The organism is Streptomyces sp. NRRL B-3229 (genome assembly GCF_000719505.1).
In the GTDB taxonomy this organism is placed as follows: domain Bacteria; phylum Actinomycetota; class Actinomycetes; order Streptomycetales; family Streptomycetaceae; genus Streptomyces; species Streptomyces griseorubiginosus.
This window is the reverse complement of sequence record NZ_JOGP01000017.1, coordinates 23,171-41,191: the sequence shown is the minus strand read 5'-3', so window position 1 is coordinate 41,191 and position 18,021 is coordinate 23,171. Positions and strand designations below refer to the sequence as shown.

Below are 18,021 nucleotides of genomic sequence, written 5' to 3'. Positions count from 1 at the left end.
TGAGTGGTCAGTCCGAGAAGCCCTGGAGCCGCTTGCGGACGTCGATCGTCGGCAGCACCACCTTGGCGGCGCGGACCACGAGCGCGGGTGACTGACGGTTGGAGAAGAGGATGACGCGCCGGTAGGTGCCGTCGGTCGCCACGGGGGCGGGCTGGTGCTGGAGGACGTGCTGGAAGGTGCCGTCGCGCAGGGACCAGATGACCGAGTCGTCCTTGCCGGGGCCGAGGTCCTCGCCGCGGGCGTCCTGCGGGGTGATGACGACCAGTGCGGCGAGCATCCCGCTGGGGTCGTTGTGCAGCCGGGTCACCTTGATCGTGGTGGCTTTGCGGTCCACCTTCACCCCGGCGAAGGTGGAGGTGTCCAACTCCCTGGTGAACGCGTTGCCGTTGACGTCCCGCCCGTCGACGGACAGGTGCCAGGTGTAGGTGCCCTCCTTGAAGACCTGGGCGAAGGTGTTGGTGTAGTTGCCGTTGCCGTCCGGGTCGAAGAGCTCGTCGGTGCCGTCGACGAACAGGCCGCCGGTCGGCCGGTGGCGCGGCAGGTGATGCCACTTCCTGTGGCTCATGAGCGTGCCGATGCGGCCCTCCAGCCAGGTCGGCTCGTCCTGGTCGCTCCTGACGGGGTCGCTGGGGGTGGAGCCGAGGGCGGTGAGCTGTTCGCCGAGTCCGAAGGCGGGCGCGTCGAGCACGGCCTTGACGGTGGCACCGGTGACGGGCCGGTCGTCCTGCCGGATCCGCACGGTCAGGTTCATGCGGTCGCCGGTGAGGTACGCGGGCTGGTCGAGCTGGATGTCGGCCAGCAGGTGCAGGTCCACGTAGGCGAGGACCTGGCCGGGGGCGAGCGGTTCGGCCGTGGAGGGGCCGGAGCCGTGGATGACCCGCCAGTGGACGGGCGCGCCCTGGGCGAGGGCGGGGAGCTTGGCCACGGCCGTGGCCCGGTCCGAGGCGGTGGACAGGATGGTGATGTTCTCGGGGATGTAGGAGGAGCCGTCCCAGCGGGCGAGCTGGATGGTGCCGGTGAAGAGGGTCTGGCCGTCCGGTGGGGTGACCGCGAGCACCAGGCGGTCGGCGTCCGGCTCGGTGGACAGGTAGACGGCCGGTATCGCGCCGTCGGGGTCCGGCAGACCGGTGGTCGGGGTGGTCTGCTTGGCCGGCAGGTTGACGGTCTGCGCGTTGGCCAGCATCTGCCCGAAGGATCCGGCGAGTTCGCTGGGGTTGTCGACAAGGGCGAACCGTCCGGCGCCGAAGGTCGCGAGCCGGCTGAGGACGTCCTGGTCGGCGGTGGGGCCGAGCGCGATGGTGGAGAGCTTGCAGCGGCTGGGGTCGAGCACGGCCCGGCGGGCCGGACTGCCGTTGACGGCGTCCTGGAAGGAGATCGCCCCGTTGACGGCGGAGGACGGGACCAGCGCCACGTGACCGCTGTTCTCCTGGCCGTCGGTGCACATGATGATGGTGAACCGCTGATCGGTCAGGGGCCCGGAGCCCGCGAGGAGGTCGATGGCCGCGATGAGTCCGTCACCGATCGGCGTGTTGGTGCCCGGGGCCCCGAAGTCGAACTTGGGGTCGTCGATCGCGGCGACGGCCTCCGGCAGCGGGGTGAGGGGCAGCAGGGTCTCGATGCGGCCGGAGGGCGGACCGGCACGGAATCCGGCGATCTCGTCCTCGAAGGCGATGAGGGCCACGCGGTCCGCGGTGTTGAGGTTCTCCCGCAGCCCGTTGAAGAGGTGGATGAGGACCCGGCAGGCGGTCTTGGCGTTCTCGAACCGGTTCTCCAGGGCCATGCTGCCGGAGCGGTCGAGGACGAGCACGATGTTCTGCGCCCGCTGTGCGACCGTCATGCGCGCGGGGACGCTGGTGTTGCGCAGGAAGCCCGTGTAGATGTTCGCCGGGTCGGTGAGGGTGGTGGAGACGGTGAAGTCGAGCGGTACGGGTTCGTAGACGCCCGGGGTGTGCACGGTCAGGGACGGTGTGGTGGTCGTGGTGTCGGTGGTGATCTCCAGGATGGGCGCGGCTCCGGTGTAGGCCCAGTGGTACTCGGGGCTGAAGGTGATGCCGGCGGGCAGGGACCCGGCGATGGTGTGCGCGGACACGGCGCCGCCCGCGTTGAGGTCGACCGGTTGCAGTTCCAGCGCGTGCGCCGGGACGGTCAGTGCCGCGACCGGGTCGACGGCCAGCCAGTTCACGTCGACGTTCCCGCTGGACAGGCTCAGGGTCCAGGCGGCGGCCGCGTCCGCCGAGGCGCGCAGTTCCCAGCGTTCCTGCGGCGCGCTGCCGTTCCCGCCGCTCTCGTTGATGTTGACCGCGAGGGTGACGACACCGCCCGACGCGGAGGGCGGGGTGGCGCTGACGGAGTAGTGCGAGACATTGCCGCCGGCCGGCAGCGGCACCGGCGCGCTGCGTCCGGTGTTGGGCGCGGAGTCGATGTGGATCAGGGAGAGGGACAGCCCGGGCAGGTTGTCCGGGTAGGTGAGGGTGAAGCCCTGCTCGTCCAGGGCGTTCATGTCCGCCTCGAACACGGCGACGAAGGCGGAGGAGTCGGAGACCGTGTAGCTGGACTGACTCGCGGTGATCGGGTTGACGGATGGTGCCGGCATGCGGGGTTCCCCCTAGATGGCGGTGATGATCTGCTTGGCGTAGATGTCGGCGTCCCCGGTGCGGGTGCTGACCCACAGCAGCCACAGGCCCAGGTCGGGCACGAGGAAGGGATGCGGACTGAGGTTGGCCTGGGCGCCCGAGACGAGGCGTTGGGCGGGAGTCCAGTTGCCGCCGATGACGGTCCGGCGGCGCAGCACGAGATCGCTGCCGCCGCCGGTCGCGGGCCTGTTGCTGACCAGGTAGACGGTGCCGTCGGCGTCGCGTACGGCGGCGGGCTGGGCGTCGGCGGCGTCGGAGTCGGGCACCTTGACGGTTGTCCAGACGCCGTTGTTGCCCGCGACGACGGTCAGGCCGGTGCCGTCGTCGTAGAGGACGAGGACCTCGGCGGCGCTGAGCGCGAGGACGAAGACGGTCAGTTCGCCCGTGGCCGCGAAGTCCTTCTGGAGGTCGATGACGGGCGGGTCCTGCGGGTTCCCGGAGCTCGCGACCGGGGTGAAGCGCAGGATCTGGAGTTTGGTGCCGTCGGCGTAGGCCACCCACACCTTGCCGTCGGCCGAGGCGGCGTGCAGGTCGCGCTGGGTGAGTCCGGTCGCGGACAGGGCGACCGGGGCGACGTCGAGGAAGACGTTGTCGGTGTGCCGGTAGCGCCGGTAGAACCACTGCTTGAGCGTGGAACTGCTCTGGTGGGTGAAGAACACGACCTGGTCGCCGGCCAGGACGGCGCGCACCCGCTGGTCCGAGACCGGGCTGGCGGTGGCGGCGACCTGCTGGGCGGTGGCCGCGCCGAGGCCGGCCAGGGGTCCGCGTTTCATCAGGACGTCCGTGGCCGGCCCGTCAAGGAGTCCGTTCTGGTAGGCGACCACGAGATCGCCGCCGGGCAGGGCCACCGCCGCGGGCTCGATGTTCTGTCCCTCGGTGGTGACGGGCGGGGCGAGCGAGAAGCCGAGTTCGGGGCGGGCCGGGTCGAGCCGGGCGGCGAGGATCTGGTTGCTTCCCGAGCGCGGGGACTGCCAGACGGCGACGAGTCCGCCGGCCGCGTCGACCACGCTGGCCTTGTTCAGCAGGTCCGCCTTCTCCCCCGGGGAGACCGAGATCTCCGGGCTGGGCGGGAGCTGGCCTGCCAACAGCGCGTTGATCGCGTCGCGCAGGCTCACCCTGGGGCGGTCAAGGCCCTGGCGGTAGTCCGTTGGGCTGGTGCCCAGGACGTCGTCGACGAGGGTGCTCGGCGGCATCTGGAGGTTGCGCGGCCGCAGGTCGGTGAGGGCGGTGCTCCGGACGGCCGCGGTCCCGGACTGCCGGGCGAGCCGGGACAGCGGCAGGTAGGCGTGTCCGGCCACGTGGTCGCTGTCGCCGGGTGCGGGTGCCCTGGTGGCACCGGAGCGCACCCGCACGGTCCACTCGCGTCGCACCCGCACACAGGTCTCGACGCCGATCAGCGGGTCCACGAGGGTGTCGTCCTCGGCCGCGGTGACCTCCCGGTCCCACACGTCGAGGTAGACCAGGTCGGTGCGGCTGCCGGAGGTGGGGGCGGAGAGTTCGGCGACGACGGGCACGCCCCATGCGGTGGCCAGGGCCGGGTTGGCGTACAGCGGTTGCGACGAGTAGGCGATCCGGCCCTCGTGCACCGCGTCGCGGCCGTCGGCGAGACAGCGCCCGGCCCTCTCGGGGGTGCCGTCGCCACCGGCGACGAAGAAGTCGTTGCCGGTGGCGACGGTCGCCGTGACCCGGTTCGCGGCGGCGTTGACGGCGGCGGCCACCTCGGCGGCGGTGGCGGCGCCGAGGTCGGCGAAGCCGCTCGCGGTGAAGGTCACGGTCTGCGGCGGCGCCCCGTTCGCCGACACCACGAGGGTCATTCCGGGGCTCAGCGCGAACGGCTGGGCGGCGTCGCCGGTCAGCCGTGCCGGGGCCAGGCCGCGGGCCGCCTGTCGGTTGACCGCGGTGAAGCCCAGGGCCGCGGCGGCGGTGGAGGCGCTCAGGTCCACGCTCACCGAGGACCCGGGACCGGCGGACGAGGCCGGGGAGAGGCGGATCGTGCCCACTCCCCCGCCCGCGGCGGCCTGGATGCGGAAGCCGTCGTTGCCGGCGGGGACTCCGTCGCCGACGAACCACTTGAGGAACGCCTCGACCTCGAAGCGCCGGATGTCCTCCAGTTCGTTCCAGTCGGCGTCCACCAGGGGCACGCCCTGCTGGAGCCGGACGCCCACGTAGTGCTTGACGCGGTCGAAGGTGCTGCGGGAGAAGTCACCCACGGCGGTCCCCTTCCCGGGACGTGCGGCCGGGGCCGCTGGTCGGTGGTGTGATGAGGACCGGCCGGGTGCTGACCGGCGTGACGTCCGCGAGCGTCCCGGCCAGCCGGGTGGCGACCTCGGCGATCCGCACCGGATCGGTACTGTCCGGGATCAGGAACAGGCCGACCGTGTCGCGGGAGATCCGGTCGTCGCCGGTGCGGGTGCCGCCGGAGCCGGTGTCGTAGGTGTAGGTCTGGAAGTCCTCGAAGGTGCCGCGCAGCAGGCGCTTCGCGGTGTCCCGGGTGTCGGCGGTGGTGGTTCCGGCGTAGCGGTGGTCCAGGGTGCGGACCGTGCCGGAGTCCTCGTCGGTGTGGGGCAGGGACGCGTTGGAGCGGTACACCAGCAGGGTGTTCGGGCCGGTGTGCACGGCCAGGGGCCCGCGGCTCGCGGAGGGATCGCCGACGACCTGCTCGGGGCTGCCCCAGGCGAGGGTGGCGGGTGTGAGGCCGGCGCGTTGGATCGACCAGCCGCCGTCGCGGGTGGAGGACCAGAAGACCTCCACGGTGCCGTCGGGAGCGACGAGGGGTGCGGGCTGCCGGTCGTGGTGGGTGCCGCTCCTGGGCAGCGGCCGTACCGGTGACCAGTCGGACGCGGCCGGGTCGAGGCCCTGCTTGACCCGGTAGACGACGCTCCAGCGGCTCTGGCCGGCCGGTCCCGCCGGTTCGTGCCGGGCCCAGAACAGCCAGAGCCGTCCGGCGGCCGCGGTGGGGTGGAGGACCGCGCACAGGTCGTCCTCGACGCGCGGGTCCTGACCGCCGTCCAGCGGGAAGGCGGCGGGCGTGGTCAGTTGCCAGGCGGTGCCGTCGTGCCGGTTGTGGCGCATCTGCCAGACCCCGCAGACGCGTTCCAGCCAGAACAGCCACAGACCGCCGCTGCCGTCGGCCACCGCGGTCGGTGCGCGGCGTTCGGCCGAGGGGTCGCCGAAGACGGCCGGTGCGCTCCAGCGGGTGCCCGTGCGGGTGGTGAAGGCGATGCGCCGGCGCTGTTCGCCCGGGGCCTGTGCGGGGTCGTAGGTCTGCCAGAAGAGCCACAGTCTGTCGCCCTGGCGGGCGGCGGAGGGGTGTTTGTCCGCGGTGGGTCCGTCGGTGACGGGCAGGCTCGGCTGCCAGCCGGTGTCGGTGTACCGCTTGGACCAGATGTCCCAGCCGTGCCGGCGGCGCGTGTGGTAGAAGACCAGCGTCGAGCCGTCGGCCTCCTCGACGGCGGCCGGGCGGCCGTCGTGGGCGAAGTCGACCGAAGCGAGCGCGGGCTCGCTCCAGCGGCCTGTGGTGTCGCGCAGGGCTGACCACAGGTTCAGGCGTTCCGGCCGGTTGCTGCGGGCGACGTTGTGGACGAACTCCTTGGTGCGGTTGGACCAGCCGGTGACCCTGGCGACCGTGGCGTCCAGGGCGGGAACGCTCCCCGTGGTCCGGTACAGGCGCGGGGCGAAACGGATCTCGTTGCGCTGTGCGGCGATCGGCAGGGCGTGGTCGGTGTGCCAGCCGATCCACTGGGCGAGCAGCGGCAGCAGCCGTCCGTCGACCCGTTCCAGGTCGGTCAGCGACAGTGCGGCGCGGCCCAGGCTGTAGAGCCGGTCGAGTTCCGCGCCGGGCAGGCCGAGGAAAGCGCGCAGTTGCCCGGGGGCGGTGCCCGGTGATGCCGTGGGGTCCTGGTGGGCGGGCGGCAGGTCGGCGTCGTAGCGGCGGTGGATCGCGGGCAGCAGTCCGTAGAGCCGCTCGCCGAAACCGTACGGCGTGATGGCCGTCGCGGTGGCCACGTTGTGCGGGTCGGGGTCGTAGACCGGCGGGTGGCCGGTGTACGGGAACAGGCCGTAGTAGTAGACGTGTTCGCCGAGCAGGCCCTTGTCGGTGGCACGGACGAGACCGATGCCCTGGTCGACGGTGGTGCCGTCGTCCGGGTTCGCCGGGTGGGTGCGCTCCCGGCGGACCACACGCACGCCGGCCTCCGAGACCCCTTTCGGGTAGGACCAGGTGAGGTCGACGCGGTTGCCGTCGGGGTGGCCGGTGGCGGTGAGGCCGAACAGGCGCATGCTCAGCTCCCCGTCTGTTCGATCAGGACGACCTTCAGGCCGCTCGCGTAGTCGGCGTCGGTGGGCACGACCGGGACCTCGTTGGGGCCGAGGGTGATCGTGCCGTGGGGCTCGATCACCGGGGTGGGGCGGTCGCCGCGGCGGAACTCGGTGATGTTGACGAACACCACGCCGGGCACGCTCTGGCTGTCCTCGTAGAAGCGGCTGAGGTAGACGCTCTGCTGGAAGTCGACGCGGTCGAAGGCGAGGAGTTCGGCGGCCGCCGCCTGCACCGCGGCGACGACGTCGGCGGGCACGTAGAAGCTCTGCACCGCGATCTCGGCCGTGACGAAGACGGGCACGTAGTCGACGTCGGCGATCTCGACGATCTGACTGAGCATCCGTTTGTCCTCGAAGTAGCCGATGAGGTCGGCCGTCAGGACGTCGCTGACCTTGCCGCCGCCCTCGGGAGCCACGTAGAGCGTGATTTCGTTCCAGCCGGTGGCGGCGGCGCGCACCTTGCCCACGCCCCTGTGACTGAGCGCCAGTGCCTCGAAGTCGGGTGCGGTGACCGCGCGGCGCAGAGAGCGGAAGACCGCCGGGGCCTGCCGCACGGCGTGGGCGATGTCCTCGCGTTCGGCGCCGCCCGTGGCGGGCAGCGGATTGGTGACCTGGGCGCCGAGCAGGGCGAGTTGGGGGGCGTCGGCGATGGTCGTCACCGCGCCCGCGGGGACGTTCCCGGCCGACCCGCCGCCGACGCGGTAGGTCGCGGTGATCCGCGCGCCCTGGCGGGGGATCGCGCCGAAGGTGCCGTCGCCGAAGACGACGGTGGCCCGGTCGTTCTCGTCGACCTCGACGACGTACTCGTCGTGGCCCGCCTGGCTGAAGGCGAGGCTCTCGCGGCGGGTCCACGCGTCGACGGTCCCGGCCAGCGTGGTCAGCAGGGCGAGGTCCTGACCGCCTGCGGGCCGGGAGGCCGTCGGCGGGCCGAGCAGGGCGCGCGGGTGAGCCAGGAGGAAGCGCTGGTCGGGTGTGCCGTCGGAGATGCCGAGCAGTTCGTCCTGGATCAGCCGGCCCTCCTGGACGGGTACGCCCGGAACGGTCTTGCGGCCGGTCGCCGGGTCGGCGCTCACGGCATGGAAGTCGATGGTCAGCGGGGAGTCACCGGTGTACTCGAACCGCACGCCGGGCCGGTCCTTGGCGCTTGTGGTGGCGAACGCGTCGCCCTTGGTGAGGGTGACGACGGTGTCGACCGATCCGGGCACGGACAGGGTGAGGGCGGTGGCAGCGGGGGCCGCGGTGCTCAACTCGTAGCCGATCAGCCGCAGATGGTCGATGACGCTGCGCCGGGTCCGGGCGGTGCCGAGGAAGCTCTCGTTGGCCACCCGGTCCTGGTAGTAGCTGAGGATGTCGCCGATGTGGGCGAACAGTTGGAGCAGCACGTTCCCGAAGTCGGCCTCGTTGGTGAAGTCCGTCCACTGGGGGAGTCTGCGCGGGATCTGCTCGCGCATCGCCTGGAGCAGGCTCTCGTAGTCGCGGGCCATGTAGTCGATGACCGGCCGGCCGTCGACCCGCACTATGTCCACCATCGTGTTCCCCTCGTCCTCACCGGAAGCGGACCCGCAGCGCCTGCGGTGCCAGGTCCTTGCGTCGTACGTAGGCCACTTCCACGGTCAGTGCCTCCTCGGCGGAACGGACGTCCACTCCGCCGACCACCAGCCGGTCGCCGAGCCAGCGGGTCAGTGCCGAGCCGATGGAGAACTCCACCGCGGCGGCCATGATCGTGTTGTCGGGATCGAAGACGAGGTTGAACAGCCCGCAGCCGAACTCGGGTTGGTTCACCCGCTCCCCCGGCGCGGTGAACAGCACCTGGAGCACCTGGCCGCGCAGTTCCGCGTCCTCCCCGCCGGGCCGGACCGCTCCGGAGGCGTCCACGTGGAACGGGAAGCCGAATCCCGTCGTCATGTGCTTCCTCCCTCACCCGGAGCACGTCACGAAGTCCTGGCCGGCCGCGGTGACCTTCGATCCGGCCGTCTCGCCCACGCCACTGCACGTGTCGACGGGGTCGCCGTCGAGCAGAACCCGGACTCCGGCGACCGTCAGCAGGGCGTTGCCCGCGGCGCTGTTGGGCACACCGGTGCCCAGGGGGGTGTCGGTGATCCGGAGGGTGCCCGGCAGCGGGGTCGGCGCGACGGTGGTCGCTGCGGGCGTGAAGTTGCCGCCGGACGGTCCGACGTGGCCGCCTCCTGGCTTGTCCTCGCCCGGATCCAGGCCGCTGCGGCTGCTGACCAGCGCCAGGGGCGTGCCGGCAACGGTGACGAACGTGCTGAGCGCTTCGGTGAGCGAGCCCTTGTAGGCGTAGTCGCCGAGGCCGGCGTAGAACACGGTGGCGGGTGGCGGGGCGGGGTTGGTCCCCTCGCCCTCGACGTGGTGCCGGTCCGTGCCCCGCACGGGGTCGCCCTGGACGACGAGCAGGTGTCCCATGGTTCAGCCCTTCTGGAAGTCGATGGTGTCGCCGAGGATGCGGACGGGCTGGCCGGGCGCGTCGATGGTGAACGGCACGGCGGCGTGCAGGGTCATCGCGCTGTCCGTCATCTCGACGGTGTTGCCGGTGGCGTCGGTGATCCTGATGCCGTCCTGGGTCAGGGCGATCAGATGGCCCTTGGCGCCCTCGCGGACGAGGATCGCCTCGGCGCCGTCGCGGTCCTCGAACTGGACGGTGTGGCCCTTCAGCGTCTTGATGATCTTTCTGGTGGGCGGGTTCTGGACGGCCGACCGCTCGGTGCCGTCGTCGTCCTGCGGCTTGGGGACCTGGCTGACCGCGTCCGGCGCCGTCCAGTAGGTGCCGACCCAGACCGGGAACTCCAGGTCGCCCTCCTCGAACTCCACCCACACTCCGGAGGAGATGCCGGGCACGAAGAGGAAACCCTGGTCGGCGGCGCCGCCGTAGGGGACGCACGGTGCGGCCCAGCCGGTGACGACGTCGGGGCCCAGCAGGCTGGGCACGCTCACCTTGAGCCGGCCCAGGAGGGAGGGGTCCTCGTTGTCGCGCACGATGCCCCGGTACTTGCCGTAGAAGCGGCGTTCGACCTTGTCCGCGAGGTCGGCGACGACCCTTTCCAGCTCCAGCGTCATGGCGCACCCACCGGCGTGCCGAGGGCGCCCGCGGTGAGGGCGTTGCGCCGGACCCGGAAGTGCTGGGTGTAGCTGTCGTCCCGGAAGCGGTGGGTGACATGGGTGATGTGGTATGTGCCGCTGTGGGTCTGTCCTGCGCCGTTGACGACGACGGTGCGCCGGGGCAGGAGCACGCTGCCGTACCGGTTGGCCGCCACCTCTCCCTCGCCGGTGACGAACCATTCGCCCCGGTCGTGCAGGGACTGGCAGAGCGCGGTCATCTCGGGTCCTCCGGTGGCGGCGGTCCGCGCGAGGCGCACCTGTGCGGGGGCCAGTCCCGCGGGCAGGGCGTCGACCGGTCGCAGGGTGCCGAGGGCGGGCTCGTGTCCGCGGGCGGACGTGGCCTCCACCGGCGCGCCGGTGGCGCGGTCGAGTCCGGACATGGTCACGTCGGCCGGGGCGAGCGCGTCGACCTCCAGGCGGAACCGGTTGACGTTGGTCCGTGCGCCGGCGTGGACGTTGAGCGGGTCCTGTACGGGGTCGGAGAGGTCGGGCGGCCGGAAGTAGCCGGTGTCGCCGTCCACGAAGCACTCGTAGCCGTTGCGCAGAGCGAGCCGTCTGAGGAACTGGATGTCGGTCTCGCGCTGGACGATCGTGGAGATCTCCTCGTGGTGCACGACCGTGGTGTCGGCCACCCGTGGGACGAGTCCGGCCTTCTGGAAGACCAGGGCCGCGATGTCGCTGTCCTTCATGTTCGGCCAGGCCTTGAGCACGTCGGTCCGGTCCATCAGCACACCGGCGTCCATCCCCCACACCTCCAGTCGGCACTGTTCGAGACCGGGCCCGAACTCGGGCCGGACGTGGGTGATGCGGGCGCTGAGCAGTCGGCGGGTGTCGTCCCCGAGGCCGGCGGTGACGGCGACCCTGCGCCACAGTGCGAACCGCGGGTCGTCCAGGTGGGTCCACGAGCCGTCCGCGTTCAGTCGCAGGGCGAGCGTCATCCGGAACATGCCGGTCAGTTCGTCGTCGAGCTCGATGTCGAGGCCGATCAGGTCCCCCTTGAGGTCGGAGGCCTCGGCGCCGTCGATCGTGATCAGCAGATGGTCGTTGCGCACGGCCCGCCCCCTCAGCTCACCGGAGCGGGGACGACGACCGGCCGACCGAGCCGCCCCTGCTCCACCGGCGGACCCACGGTGAACCCGGTCGACCTGATCGCCTCGGCCAGCGCCACGACGTCCGCGCCCGCCCGCACCTGGGTGACCACCACGGCGAGCTCCCTCTGCTCCACCACCGCGCCGCCGGGCTGCGGCACGGGCGTCATCTCGTCGATCACGTGCACCTCGTCCACGCCCGTGGTCGTGGACAGCGTCCTGATCAGCAGGGTCCAGGGCGGGGCGCCCGGGCCCGCCGACAGCGGGAAGCGGTGGGTGACCAGCGGCCCGCCGTCCAGCAGGTCGAGGGGTGACAGGAAGGCCGGATTGGCATCGCAGATGTGCCAGTACCGCAGCGGCTGGCGGTAGGCGGAGAAGGCCAGGATGTCCAGCCGGTCGCCGCTGTCGACGATGTGGGTGAAGGTGCCGGTCACCGTGGGCAGCGGCCGGACGTCCTTCGCGGCCACGACCCGGCCGTGCGCGTCGGGCACCGCGATGTCCGGGACCTGCCGGTAGCGGGAGAGTGCGCTGAACACGCCGCGTCACCCCGGGACCACGACGTCGGCGGCGGCGGTGGCCTCGGCGACGTTGAGCGCCGACATGGCCTCGACCATGGCCCTGGAGTACAGGTAGGGCACGTTGTCGCCCTCGATCACGGTGAGGTTCACCGAGACCGTGGCCCGCACCGGGTTGAGATCGGCACTGAACTCCGTCTCGGTGATGTTCATCGCGGTGATGTTCACCGGCAGCACCCGCTTGCGTCCGAAGACGAAGAGGACCAGCGGCGGATTGGGGCTCCGGGCGAAGCTGAATCCGTCAGGCGTGCCCAGCAGCGCGTCGACACCCCGGCCCAGGAGGCTTTCCGCCTTCGGGTACACCATCAGTTCGAGCGTGGAGATCTGCGGTCCGACGCCGAACTGCTCCGTCACCGGGTCCCGGTCGTCGAGCCGGTCGGTGGCGTCGAGCCGCAGGTCGAACGCGATGGTCTGGTCCTGCACGTTGACCAGTTGCTCCCGCTGGAGCTCCAGCAGGTCGGAGAACTCGCCACGGACCTGGCGCAGGGTGCGCTGGGGCACGGCGGCCGGCGCGTCACCGGGGGCCGGCACCCCGGGGAAGCCGTACGTCAGCGCGTGACTGCGCGTCAGCTGCACGGGGTTGAACTGGAACACCACGGTCAGTGGTGGCACGCTCAGCCCGAACTCGACGAAGGCACCCCGCAGGATCCTGGGCTTGTTCGGAAAACCGTCGGTCATGACTCCCCCGCCTCGGCCGGTGCGGCCGGTGCGCCGCGTCGTGTGGTGTGCGGCATCAGCCCGTCTCCGCCCAGAGCTTGCCGATCTTCTCGAACTCCCTGCGGGCTCCGCGCAGGATGTGCGCCCGCCCGATGGCGGTCCCGTCGGCCGCCGCGAGGAACGCCGCCTGGAGCACGATGTTCCTGATGTTCGCGCCGGTCACCGGGAGCTCCCGGGCCAGGACCGCGAGGTCGACGTCCGGGGCCAGCGGGGCGCCCGGCGGCAGCAGGGTGCGCCAGATGCGGCGGCGCTCGTCCGCATCGGGGAAGGGGAACGCCACGACGAAGCGGATCCGCCGGGTGAAGGCGTCGTCGATGTTCTGCCGCAGGTTGGTGGCGAGGACGACGACGCCTTCGTACTCCTCGATCCGCTGGAGCAGGTAACTGGTCTCGATGTTCGCGTACCGGTCGTGCGCGTCGGTCACCTCGGTGCGCTTGCCGAACAGCGCGTCGGCCTCGTCGAAGAAGAGGATGGCGTTGCCGGTGCTCGCCTCCGCGAAGATCCGTGCGAGGTTCTTCTCGGTCTCACCGATGTACTTGCTGACCACGCCCGACAGGTCGATCTTGTAGAGGTCGACGTCGAGTTCGTGCGCGAGGACCTCCGCGGCCATCGTCTTTCCGGTGCCGGGCGGGCCGCTGAACAGCACGCTCAGGCCGGTGCCGTGGCCGAGCCGGGCCCCGAACCCCCAGTCGTGCAGGACCCGTTGGCGGAAGCGGACCTGGTCGCAGATGTCCCCGAGCTGGGTCAGACGGTCGGCGGGCAGCACGAGGTCGTCCCAGCCGCGGCGGGCACGGACCCGGCCGGCCGCGGGACCGAGCGAGTGCTGAGCCTCGCGGCGGCAGGCCGCGGACACGTCCGCCAGGGTCAGCGGCGCCGAGCCGCCCCGGGTGAGCCGCACGTGGTCGGCGCCGCGGACGGCGGCGGCGATGCGGGACGCCGGCAGCCGGTGGCGCACGGCCAGGTCACCGGCCCACTCCTCGGCCCGTTCGGTGTATGGGGCGAGGAGCTCACGCCACAGTGCGATGCTGTGCGCCCCGTCCGGCAGCGGTACCTCCAGGGAGTGCACGGGCAACGGCGTCGGTCCGGCCGTCCAGTGCGAGACGCCGGTGAGGAACAACGGCAGGCCGTAGTCCAGGACCTCCTCGGCGAGCGCGCCGAGCAGCTCCCGGTGCTCCTCCCGCAACAGCGTGTCCGCGTGGGCGAGATGGACCGCCGCGCCCTGCAACAAGGCCTCACGAAAGACCAGTTGCAGACGTGCCGTACCGCCGGGACCGGTCAGGGTGGCGGCGTCGGCGCCGACCACCGTCAGGCCCAGCTGCCGGCCGGTGTGCCGGACCAGGTCGAACTGGCCGTCGCCGTCGGGACCGTACAGATGGAGGACCAGTGGCGGTCGGCCGGGTCGCAGGTGGTGCGCGGCCGTGCGCAGCAGGAGGTCGGCGAGCGCCGGGTCCGGCTCGGGGCCGCCCGGTCCGGCCGGCCTGTGCACGACGACGTGACCCAGCAACCGGCCGTCGGGCTCGGCGGAGCCCAGCAGGTAGGCGCGGATCCGGGGATCCAGCACCAGGAACCGGGCCAGGTCGGACGAGCCGGAGGGGCTGTGCGGGTCGTCGACGGCGCGCAGGATGCCGTACCGCAGAAGGGGCGCGCCCGCGGCGAAGGCGCCGACACGGATCCAGCGCTCCCGCTCGCTCGTGCACAGCAGCTCCAGGACGAGGTCGACGCTGGGCCTGCGGCGGGTGATGTCGTCCTGGAGGTAGGCGTACAACCGGTCGTACTTGCGGCGCAGTTCAGGGGCCAGGCACACGACGACGGCGGCGCGCTCCAGCGGTGACAGACCGAAGAGCCGGCCGAGGACGGACAGGGGCGGTTCCGTGCCCGCGCGGGCGCTGTCCTGGAGTCTGGTGTCGATCTCGGTGGACAGCAGCTTCAGCGCGAGGGCGTCAGCGGCGGTTCCGCTGTCGGCGTCGGCGTCGAAACCGTCGGTGAGCAGTCGGTCGACCTCCTGCCGGGAGATGTAGACGGTCCGGTCCAGCTGGGAGTGCGGGAACGCCTCGTCGAGGAGGTCGGCGGTCCTCAGCCGCAGCGCGATCAGCAGGTCGAGCCGGCGCAGTTCGTCGGCGAGGTGCTCGAAGGTGTCCTGGTAGGCCGTCATGGCGTGACCTCGTAGAGGAAGGTGCGCCGGAACAGACGGGCGATGTCGACCCGCACCTCGTAGAAGCCGGGCAGCAGGTCGTCGGGGACCTCGGCGGTGAACGTGTCCCCGGTCGGCTCCCCGCCCCCGGTGACCGGCCGGTCGCCGACCACGACGTGGCCGCGCCGGTGGTCGAGGTGGGTGCCGGTGAAGGTGAGGGTGGTGCCCGCGGGGCCGGCCGCCGGGGTCATGGCGGTGACCTCGGGCAGGTCGAACGGCGCCCCGACCTCGGGCACGCCCACTCGTCGCACCCGGTTGGGCAGGGGTCGGCCGGCGCCCGTCGACCGGTCGAGCTGTACGGTCGAGACCTGGTAGAGCACGGACAGCCGGAACGGCTGCGAGAACGTCGTCCAGATCCGGCTGAGTTCCTCCGGGTCCAGGGTGTTGCCGGCGATCTGGAGTCGCTCCCGCGCGTCGGCGAGTCCCGGGTCCAGGTAGACGGGCGGCACGACGGCGTTCTCATGGAACACCCGCATCGCCTCGCCCAGCAGCTGGTGCGCCGCCGCGTTTCCCTCCTGCGGGTCGTTGGGCGCGTACGGCGTCAGCAGATAGGACAGGGTGAGCGACAGGGGCGCGGGCACCAACTGCTCGGGGCTGCCCGGCCGGACGGTGAAGTCCTGGTTCTTCAGGAACGGGTTCTCGGCCAGCTTGTAGAGGAACAGGTTCAGTCGGCGGGTGCTGCTCTGCTCGTCCGGCGCGAGGATGGTGACGTCGGGCGCGGGGCTGAGCCGCATCTCGCCGAGCAGGAGGTTGCGCAGCGAAGCGCTGACCATGCCGAGGGCGGTGGAGGCGCTCATCGCACCACCCCGTTCCGCAACCGCCCGTGGTGGCGGCGCTCCCAGAACGCGGCGGCACCGGTGGCGGCCGGTGCGCGCACCACCACGACCTGCGGCTGGGGCGCGGGCGGGATGGGTGCCGGGGTCGGTGGCGCGGTCTGCGCGAGGGGGGTGGGATCGGTGACCTGACGCGGGGCGGTGGCCGAAGGTGCCGGGGCGGTGACGGTGCGATACGGCGGTGCGGCGGGCCGGCGCGGGGTGATCACGGCCTGCCGAGTGAACGAGTCCTCGATCGAAGGGAGTTGGGCAGCGACGGCGACCGGGTCTTCGGCGAGGCGCCGGTCCCGTGGTGCGCGGGAGGGGACGCTCACCACGGGACGGCCGGACGGGGGCGTGGGCCGGTATCCAGGACCACGTGCCGGTCCGTTCCACGGTTCATCCGCAGGGGCGGGCGGGCGCACGCCATGTCCTTCTGCGGCCACTTCGGCGCCGGACCACCCTGTCGTCGGCCGGCGTTCGGCCGGCCGAAGCGGGGACGCCGCGGCCTCGATCGGCTGTGAACTCGGTTCAGGCGGCGTGATGTTGCCCTGTGTCTGGGCTCCGGACGCGCGGGACGGGGTCCGGGGAGCCCTCGCGCGGGACCGGTTTGCAGCCTCGCCGGGCCTCAAGGTCTCGCCGGGTACGACGAGTTCGGCAACGACGGGGGGAACGGGCGGCGGGTATCCGGTGACGTCCGGCCGCGTGTCACCGGGCGGCGCGGCGGCCGGCTGCGAGTGACGAGGCGGCACGGTGGCCGGCTGCTCGTCACGGGGCGGCACGGTGGCCGGCTGCGCCTCGACGGACCATCCGGTGACCCTGGCCTGGGACTCCCGCTCCGGCCGCTCCACGGCCTTGCTCACCGGCTCCCGGGACCCCGTCCGAGGGGACGATGTGGCGTCGGCCGGGGTCTGCGTCGGCTCCGGCCACCGGGCAGGCATCTCGGGAGTGGCCGGCCGGGACAGGAGGTCGTCCCAGCCCGACGGGGCCTCCGGATCTCCGGAGTGCTCGCGGACGTAGGGGAAGGAACGCCCCTGCGCGGCGGGTGTGAAGCTCACCGCCACGCCGGTGTCGTCGGGGACACCGAGCAGGGCCCGCACACCGGAACGGTGGAGGTAGGGACGCGAGCCGTCGGCGAGGACGGCCCGGCCGTAGCCACCGGAGTGTGCGGCGGGGGCCGTCGCGGGAGTGCGGTCGTCAGGTGCCACTGTTGAGCACCTCGATCGCGTCGGCCAGCACGTCGATGTACAGGTGCCGTCGGTCGCGGGTCATGGCCATGATCTCGGTCTCGCTCCAGTGGTAGTGATAGGCGAGGTAGTGGACTTCCCGGTACAGCGCGACGGCGTCGGTGCGCAGTTCGCCGAAGAAGAAGCGGTGGACGTCGAAAGGGGCCAGGAAGGTGCGTCCGCACTCGGCGCACCCAGCCTCCAGCGTCTGCTCGACCGAGGGTGCCCGTTCACGCATGGCCTCCTCGATCTCCGCTCGGACAGTCGCCGGGAGCGCGGCGATCTCCTCGCGGTCCGGTGGGCCCTGACCCGGTCCGATTCGCAGGACGCACCGGGCCAGCAGTGCGGTCAGGGTCTCGGCCTCGTTGACGGCCAGGTGCTGCGAAAGTGCTTCCTGATCGGCTCCGGTGGGCAGCCGGAAGACGATCTCGGTGCCGTCGGACGCGGTCATGGCGTGGGTGGGCGCCCGGTCCCGCGCGTCCTCGACCGGCACGCTGTCGACGGAGAACCGGACGGTCACCGGTCGGCCGCAGTCGGGCCAGGGACAGACCAGGTTGGCCCCGACCAGGTCGCCGAAGGTGGCCCGGCGCAGGCACAGCAGCAGGTACTGGCGGTCGGCCACCAGCAACTGCCGTGTCACCTCGGGGGGTACGGGACTGATGTCGCCGAGGCGGGCCAGACAGCGGCTGAGCACCTCGGTCACCAGGGCCGCGGGGTGCGCCGAGCGGGAGCCGGCGAGCAGTTCCTCCTCGCGGCCGGTCAGCGTGGCCAGTTCGAACTCGCGGTGCAGTCGTCCGGCCGAGTCCCAGTAGCCGCCGGGAAGCACGCCCATCGGGAACTCCTCAGGTCTCCTTGAGCTCGGTCACCGAGGTGTCCCGGGCCCAGCCCTCGTTCTCCAGCCGGATGGAGCTGATCATCACGGCGTTGCCGCTCGCGTCGAGCTCGGGCAGCGCCTGGTACTCGGAGACCCAGCACCGGTAGACGTTGTAGGCCAGCACCTTCTGGCCCCCGAGGTTGTAGACCTCGATGGCGATGTCCTTGCGGAAGGTGGCCAGGGACATCGCCGCGTCGCCCTGGAAGTTGTTCACCTTGTTCGCCCAGTCCTCGAACGTGGTGTCGTGGGTGACACCGGCCTCGAGAGTGATCTGGGCGTGCTGGGTCTTTCCGGGGATCTGGTGCGGCCCGCTGGCGTCGCCGCCCTCGTACCAGGAGGTGACCTCGGTAGTGCGCTTCAGTGGGCTGCACTTGCTGAGGCCGGCCACGTACTGGCCGTCGATCCTGATCTTGAACCTGAAGCCGTGATACGGGTCGAACCGGGTGCTGTTGACCGTGAACTTGGGCATCG

15 protein-coding genes are annotated in these 18,021 nt (G+C 71.9%); all 15 read right to left on the bottom strand.

The window, feature by feature from the left end:
• Positions 1-7: 7 nt before the first annotated feature.
• The 15 genes from IF54_RS0125555 to IF54_RS0125485 are packed head-to-tail and all read right to left on the bottom strand — an operon-like array spanning position 8 to position 18,019.
• Positions 8-2,593, bottom strand: a complete 2,586-nt coding sequence (locus IF54_RS0125555; RefSeq protein WP_030322613.1) for a vWA domain-containing protein — start codon at positions 2,591-2,593, stop codon at positions 8-10.
• A 12-nt stretch (positions 2,594-2,605) separates the two neighbouring features.
• A complete protein-coding gene (locus IF54_RS0125550) occupies positions 2,606-4,843 on the bottom strand; it encodes a DUF6519 domain-containing protein (RefSeq protein ID WP_030322612.1) in 2,238 nt (745 codons plus the stop codon).
• Positions 4,836-6,911, bottom strand: coding sequence for a phage tail protein (locus IF54_RS0125545; protein WP_030322611.1), 2,076 nt, complete (start codon positions 6,909-6,911; stop codon positions 4,836-4,838). The genes IF54_RS0125550 and IF54_RS0125545 overlap by 8 nt, the downstream gene beginning before the upstream one ends.
• Positions 6,912-6,913: 2 nt before the next feature.
• Complete coding sequence (locus tag IF54_RS0125540) at positions 6,914-8,479, bottom strand: baseplate J/gp47 family protein (RefSeq protein ID WP_030322609.1); 1,566 nt, start codon at positions 8,477-8,479, stop codon at positions 6,914-6,916.
• Positions 8,480-8,495: 16 nt separating this feature from the next.
• Positions 8,496-8,855 (bottom strand): GPW/gp25 family protein, encoded by a 360-nt coding sequence (locus tag IF54_RS0125535; RefSeq protein WP_030322607.1) that lies wholly within the window; start codon positions 8,853-8,855, stop codon positions 8,496-8,498.
• A gap of 12 nt (positions 8,856-8,867) precedes the next feature.
• Entirely contained in the window at positions 8,868-9,374 is a 507-nt protein-coding gene (locus IF54_RS0125530) for a hypothetical protein (RefSeq protein WP_030322606.1), read from the bottom strand.
• 3 nt (positions 9,375-9,377) lie between these two features.
• A complete protein-coding gene (locus IF54_RS0125525) occupies positions 9,378-10,025 on the bottom strand; it encodes a phage baseplate assembly protein V (RefSeq protein ID WP_051735526.1) in 648 nt (215 codons plus the stop codon).
• A complete protein-coding gene (locus IF54_RS0125520; protein ID WP_030322603.1) occupies positions 10,022-11,119 on the bottom strand; it encodes a phage late control D family protein in 1,098 nt (365 codons plus the stop codon). The genes IF54_RS0125525 and IF54_RS0125520 overlap by 4 nt, the downstream gene beginning before the upstream one ends.
• A gap of 11 nt (positions 11,120-11,130) precedes the next feature.
• Positions 11,131-11,691 carry a hypothetical protein gene (locus IF54_RS40560; protein ID WP_051735525.1) on the bottom strand — a complete coding sequence of 187 codons (561 nt, stop codon included), beginning with the start codon at positions 11,689-11,691 and terminating at the stop codon, positions 11,131-11,133.
• Between the two features lie 6 nt (positions 11,692-11,697).
• A complete protein-coding gene (locus IF54_RS0125510) occupies positions 11,698-12,408 on the bottom strand; it encodes a hypothetical protein (protein WP_030322601.1) in 711 nt (236 codons plus the stop codon).
• Between the two features lie 55 nt (positions 12,409-12,463).
• On the bottom strand, positions 12,464-14,599 hold the full coding sequence (locus IF54_RS0125505) for an AAA family ATPase (protein ID WP_037820536.1): 2,136 nt from the start codon (positions 14,597-14,599) through the stop codon (positions 12,464-12,466).
• Entirely contained in the window at positions 14,596-15,435 is an 840-nt protein-coding gene (locus IF54_RS0125500) for a DUF4255 domain-containing protein (RefSeq protein ID WP_030322598.1), read from the bottom strand. Before IF54_RS0125500 ends, IF54_RS0125505 begins: the two co-directional genes overlap by 4 nt.
• Positions 15,432-16,658, bottom strand: coding sequence for a hypothetical protein (locus tag IF54_RS0125495; protein WP_030322596.1), 1,227 nt, complete (start codon positions 16,656-16,658; stop codon positions 15,432-15,434). The genes IF54_RS0125500 and IF54_RS0125495 overlap by 4 nt, the downstream gene beginning before the upstream one ends.
• Positions 16,648-17,508, bottom strand: coding sequence for a hypothetical protein (locus IF54_RS0125490; protein ID WP_030322594.1), 861 nt, complete (start codon positions 17,506-17,508; stop codon positions 16,648-16,650). Before IF54_RS0125490 ends, IF54_RS0125495 begins: the two co-directional genes overlap by 11 nt.
• A 10-nt stretch (positions 17,509-17,518) precedes the next feature.
• Positions 17,519-18,019 carry a phage tail protein gene (locus IF54_RS0125485; RefSeq protein WP_030322592.1) on the bottom strand — a complete coding sequence of 167 codons (501 nt, stop codon included), beginning with the start codon at positions 18,017-18,019 and terminating at the stop codon, positions 17,519-17,521.
• Between the last annotated feature and the right edge of the window lie 2 nt (positions 18,020-18,021).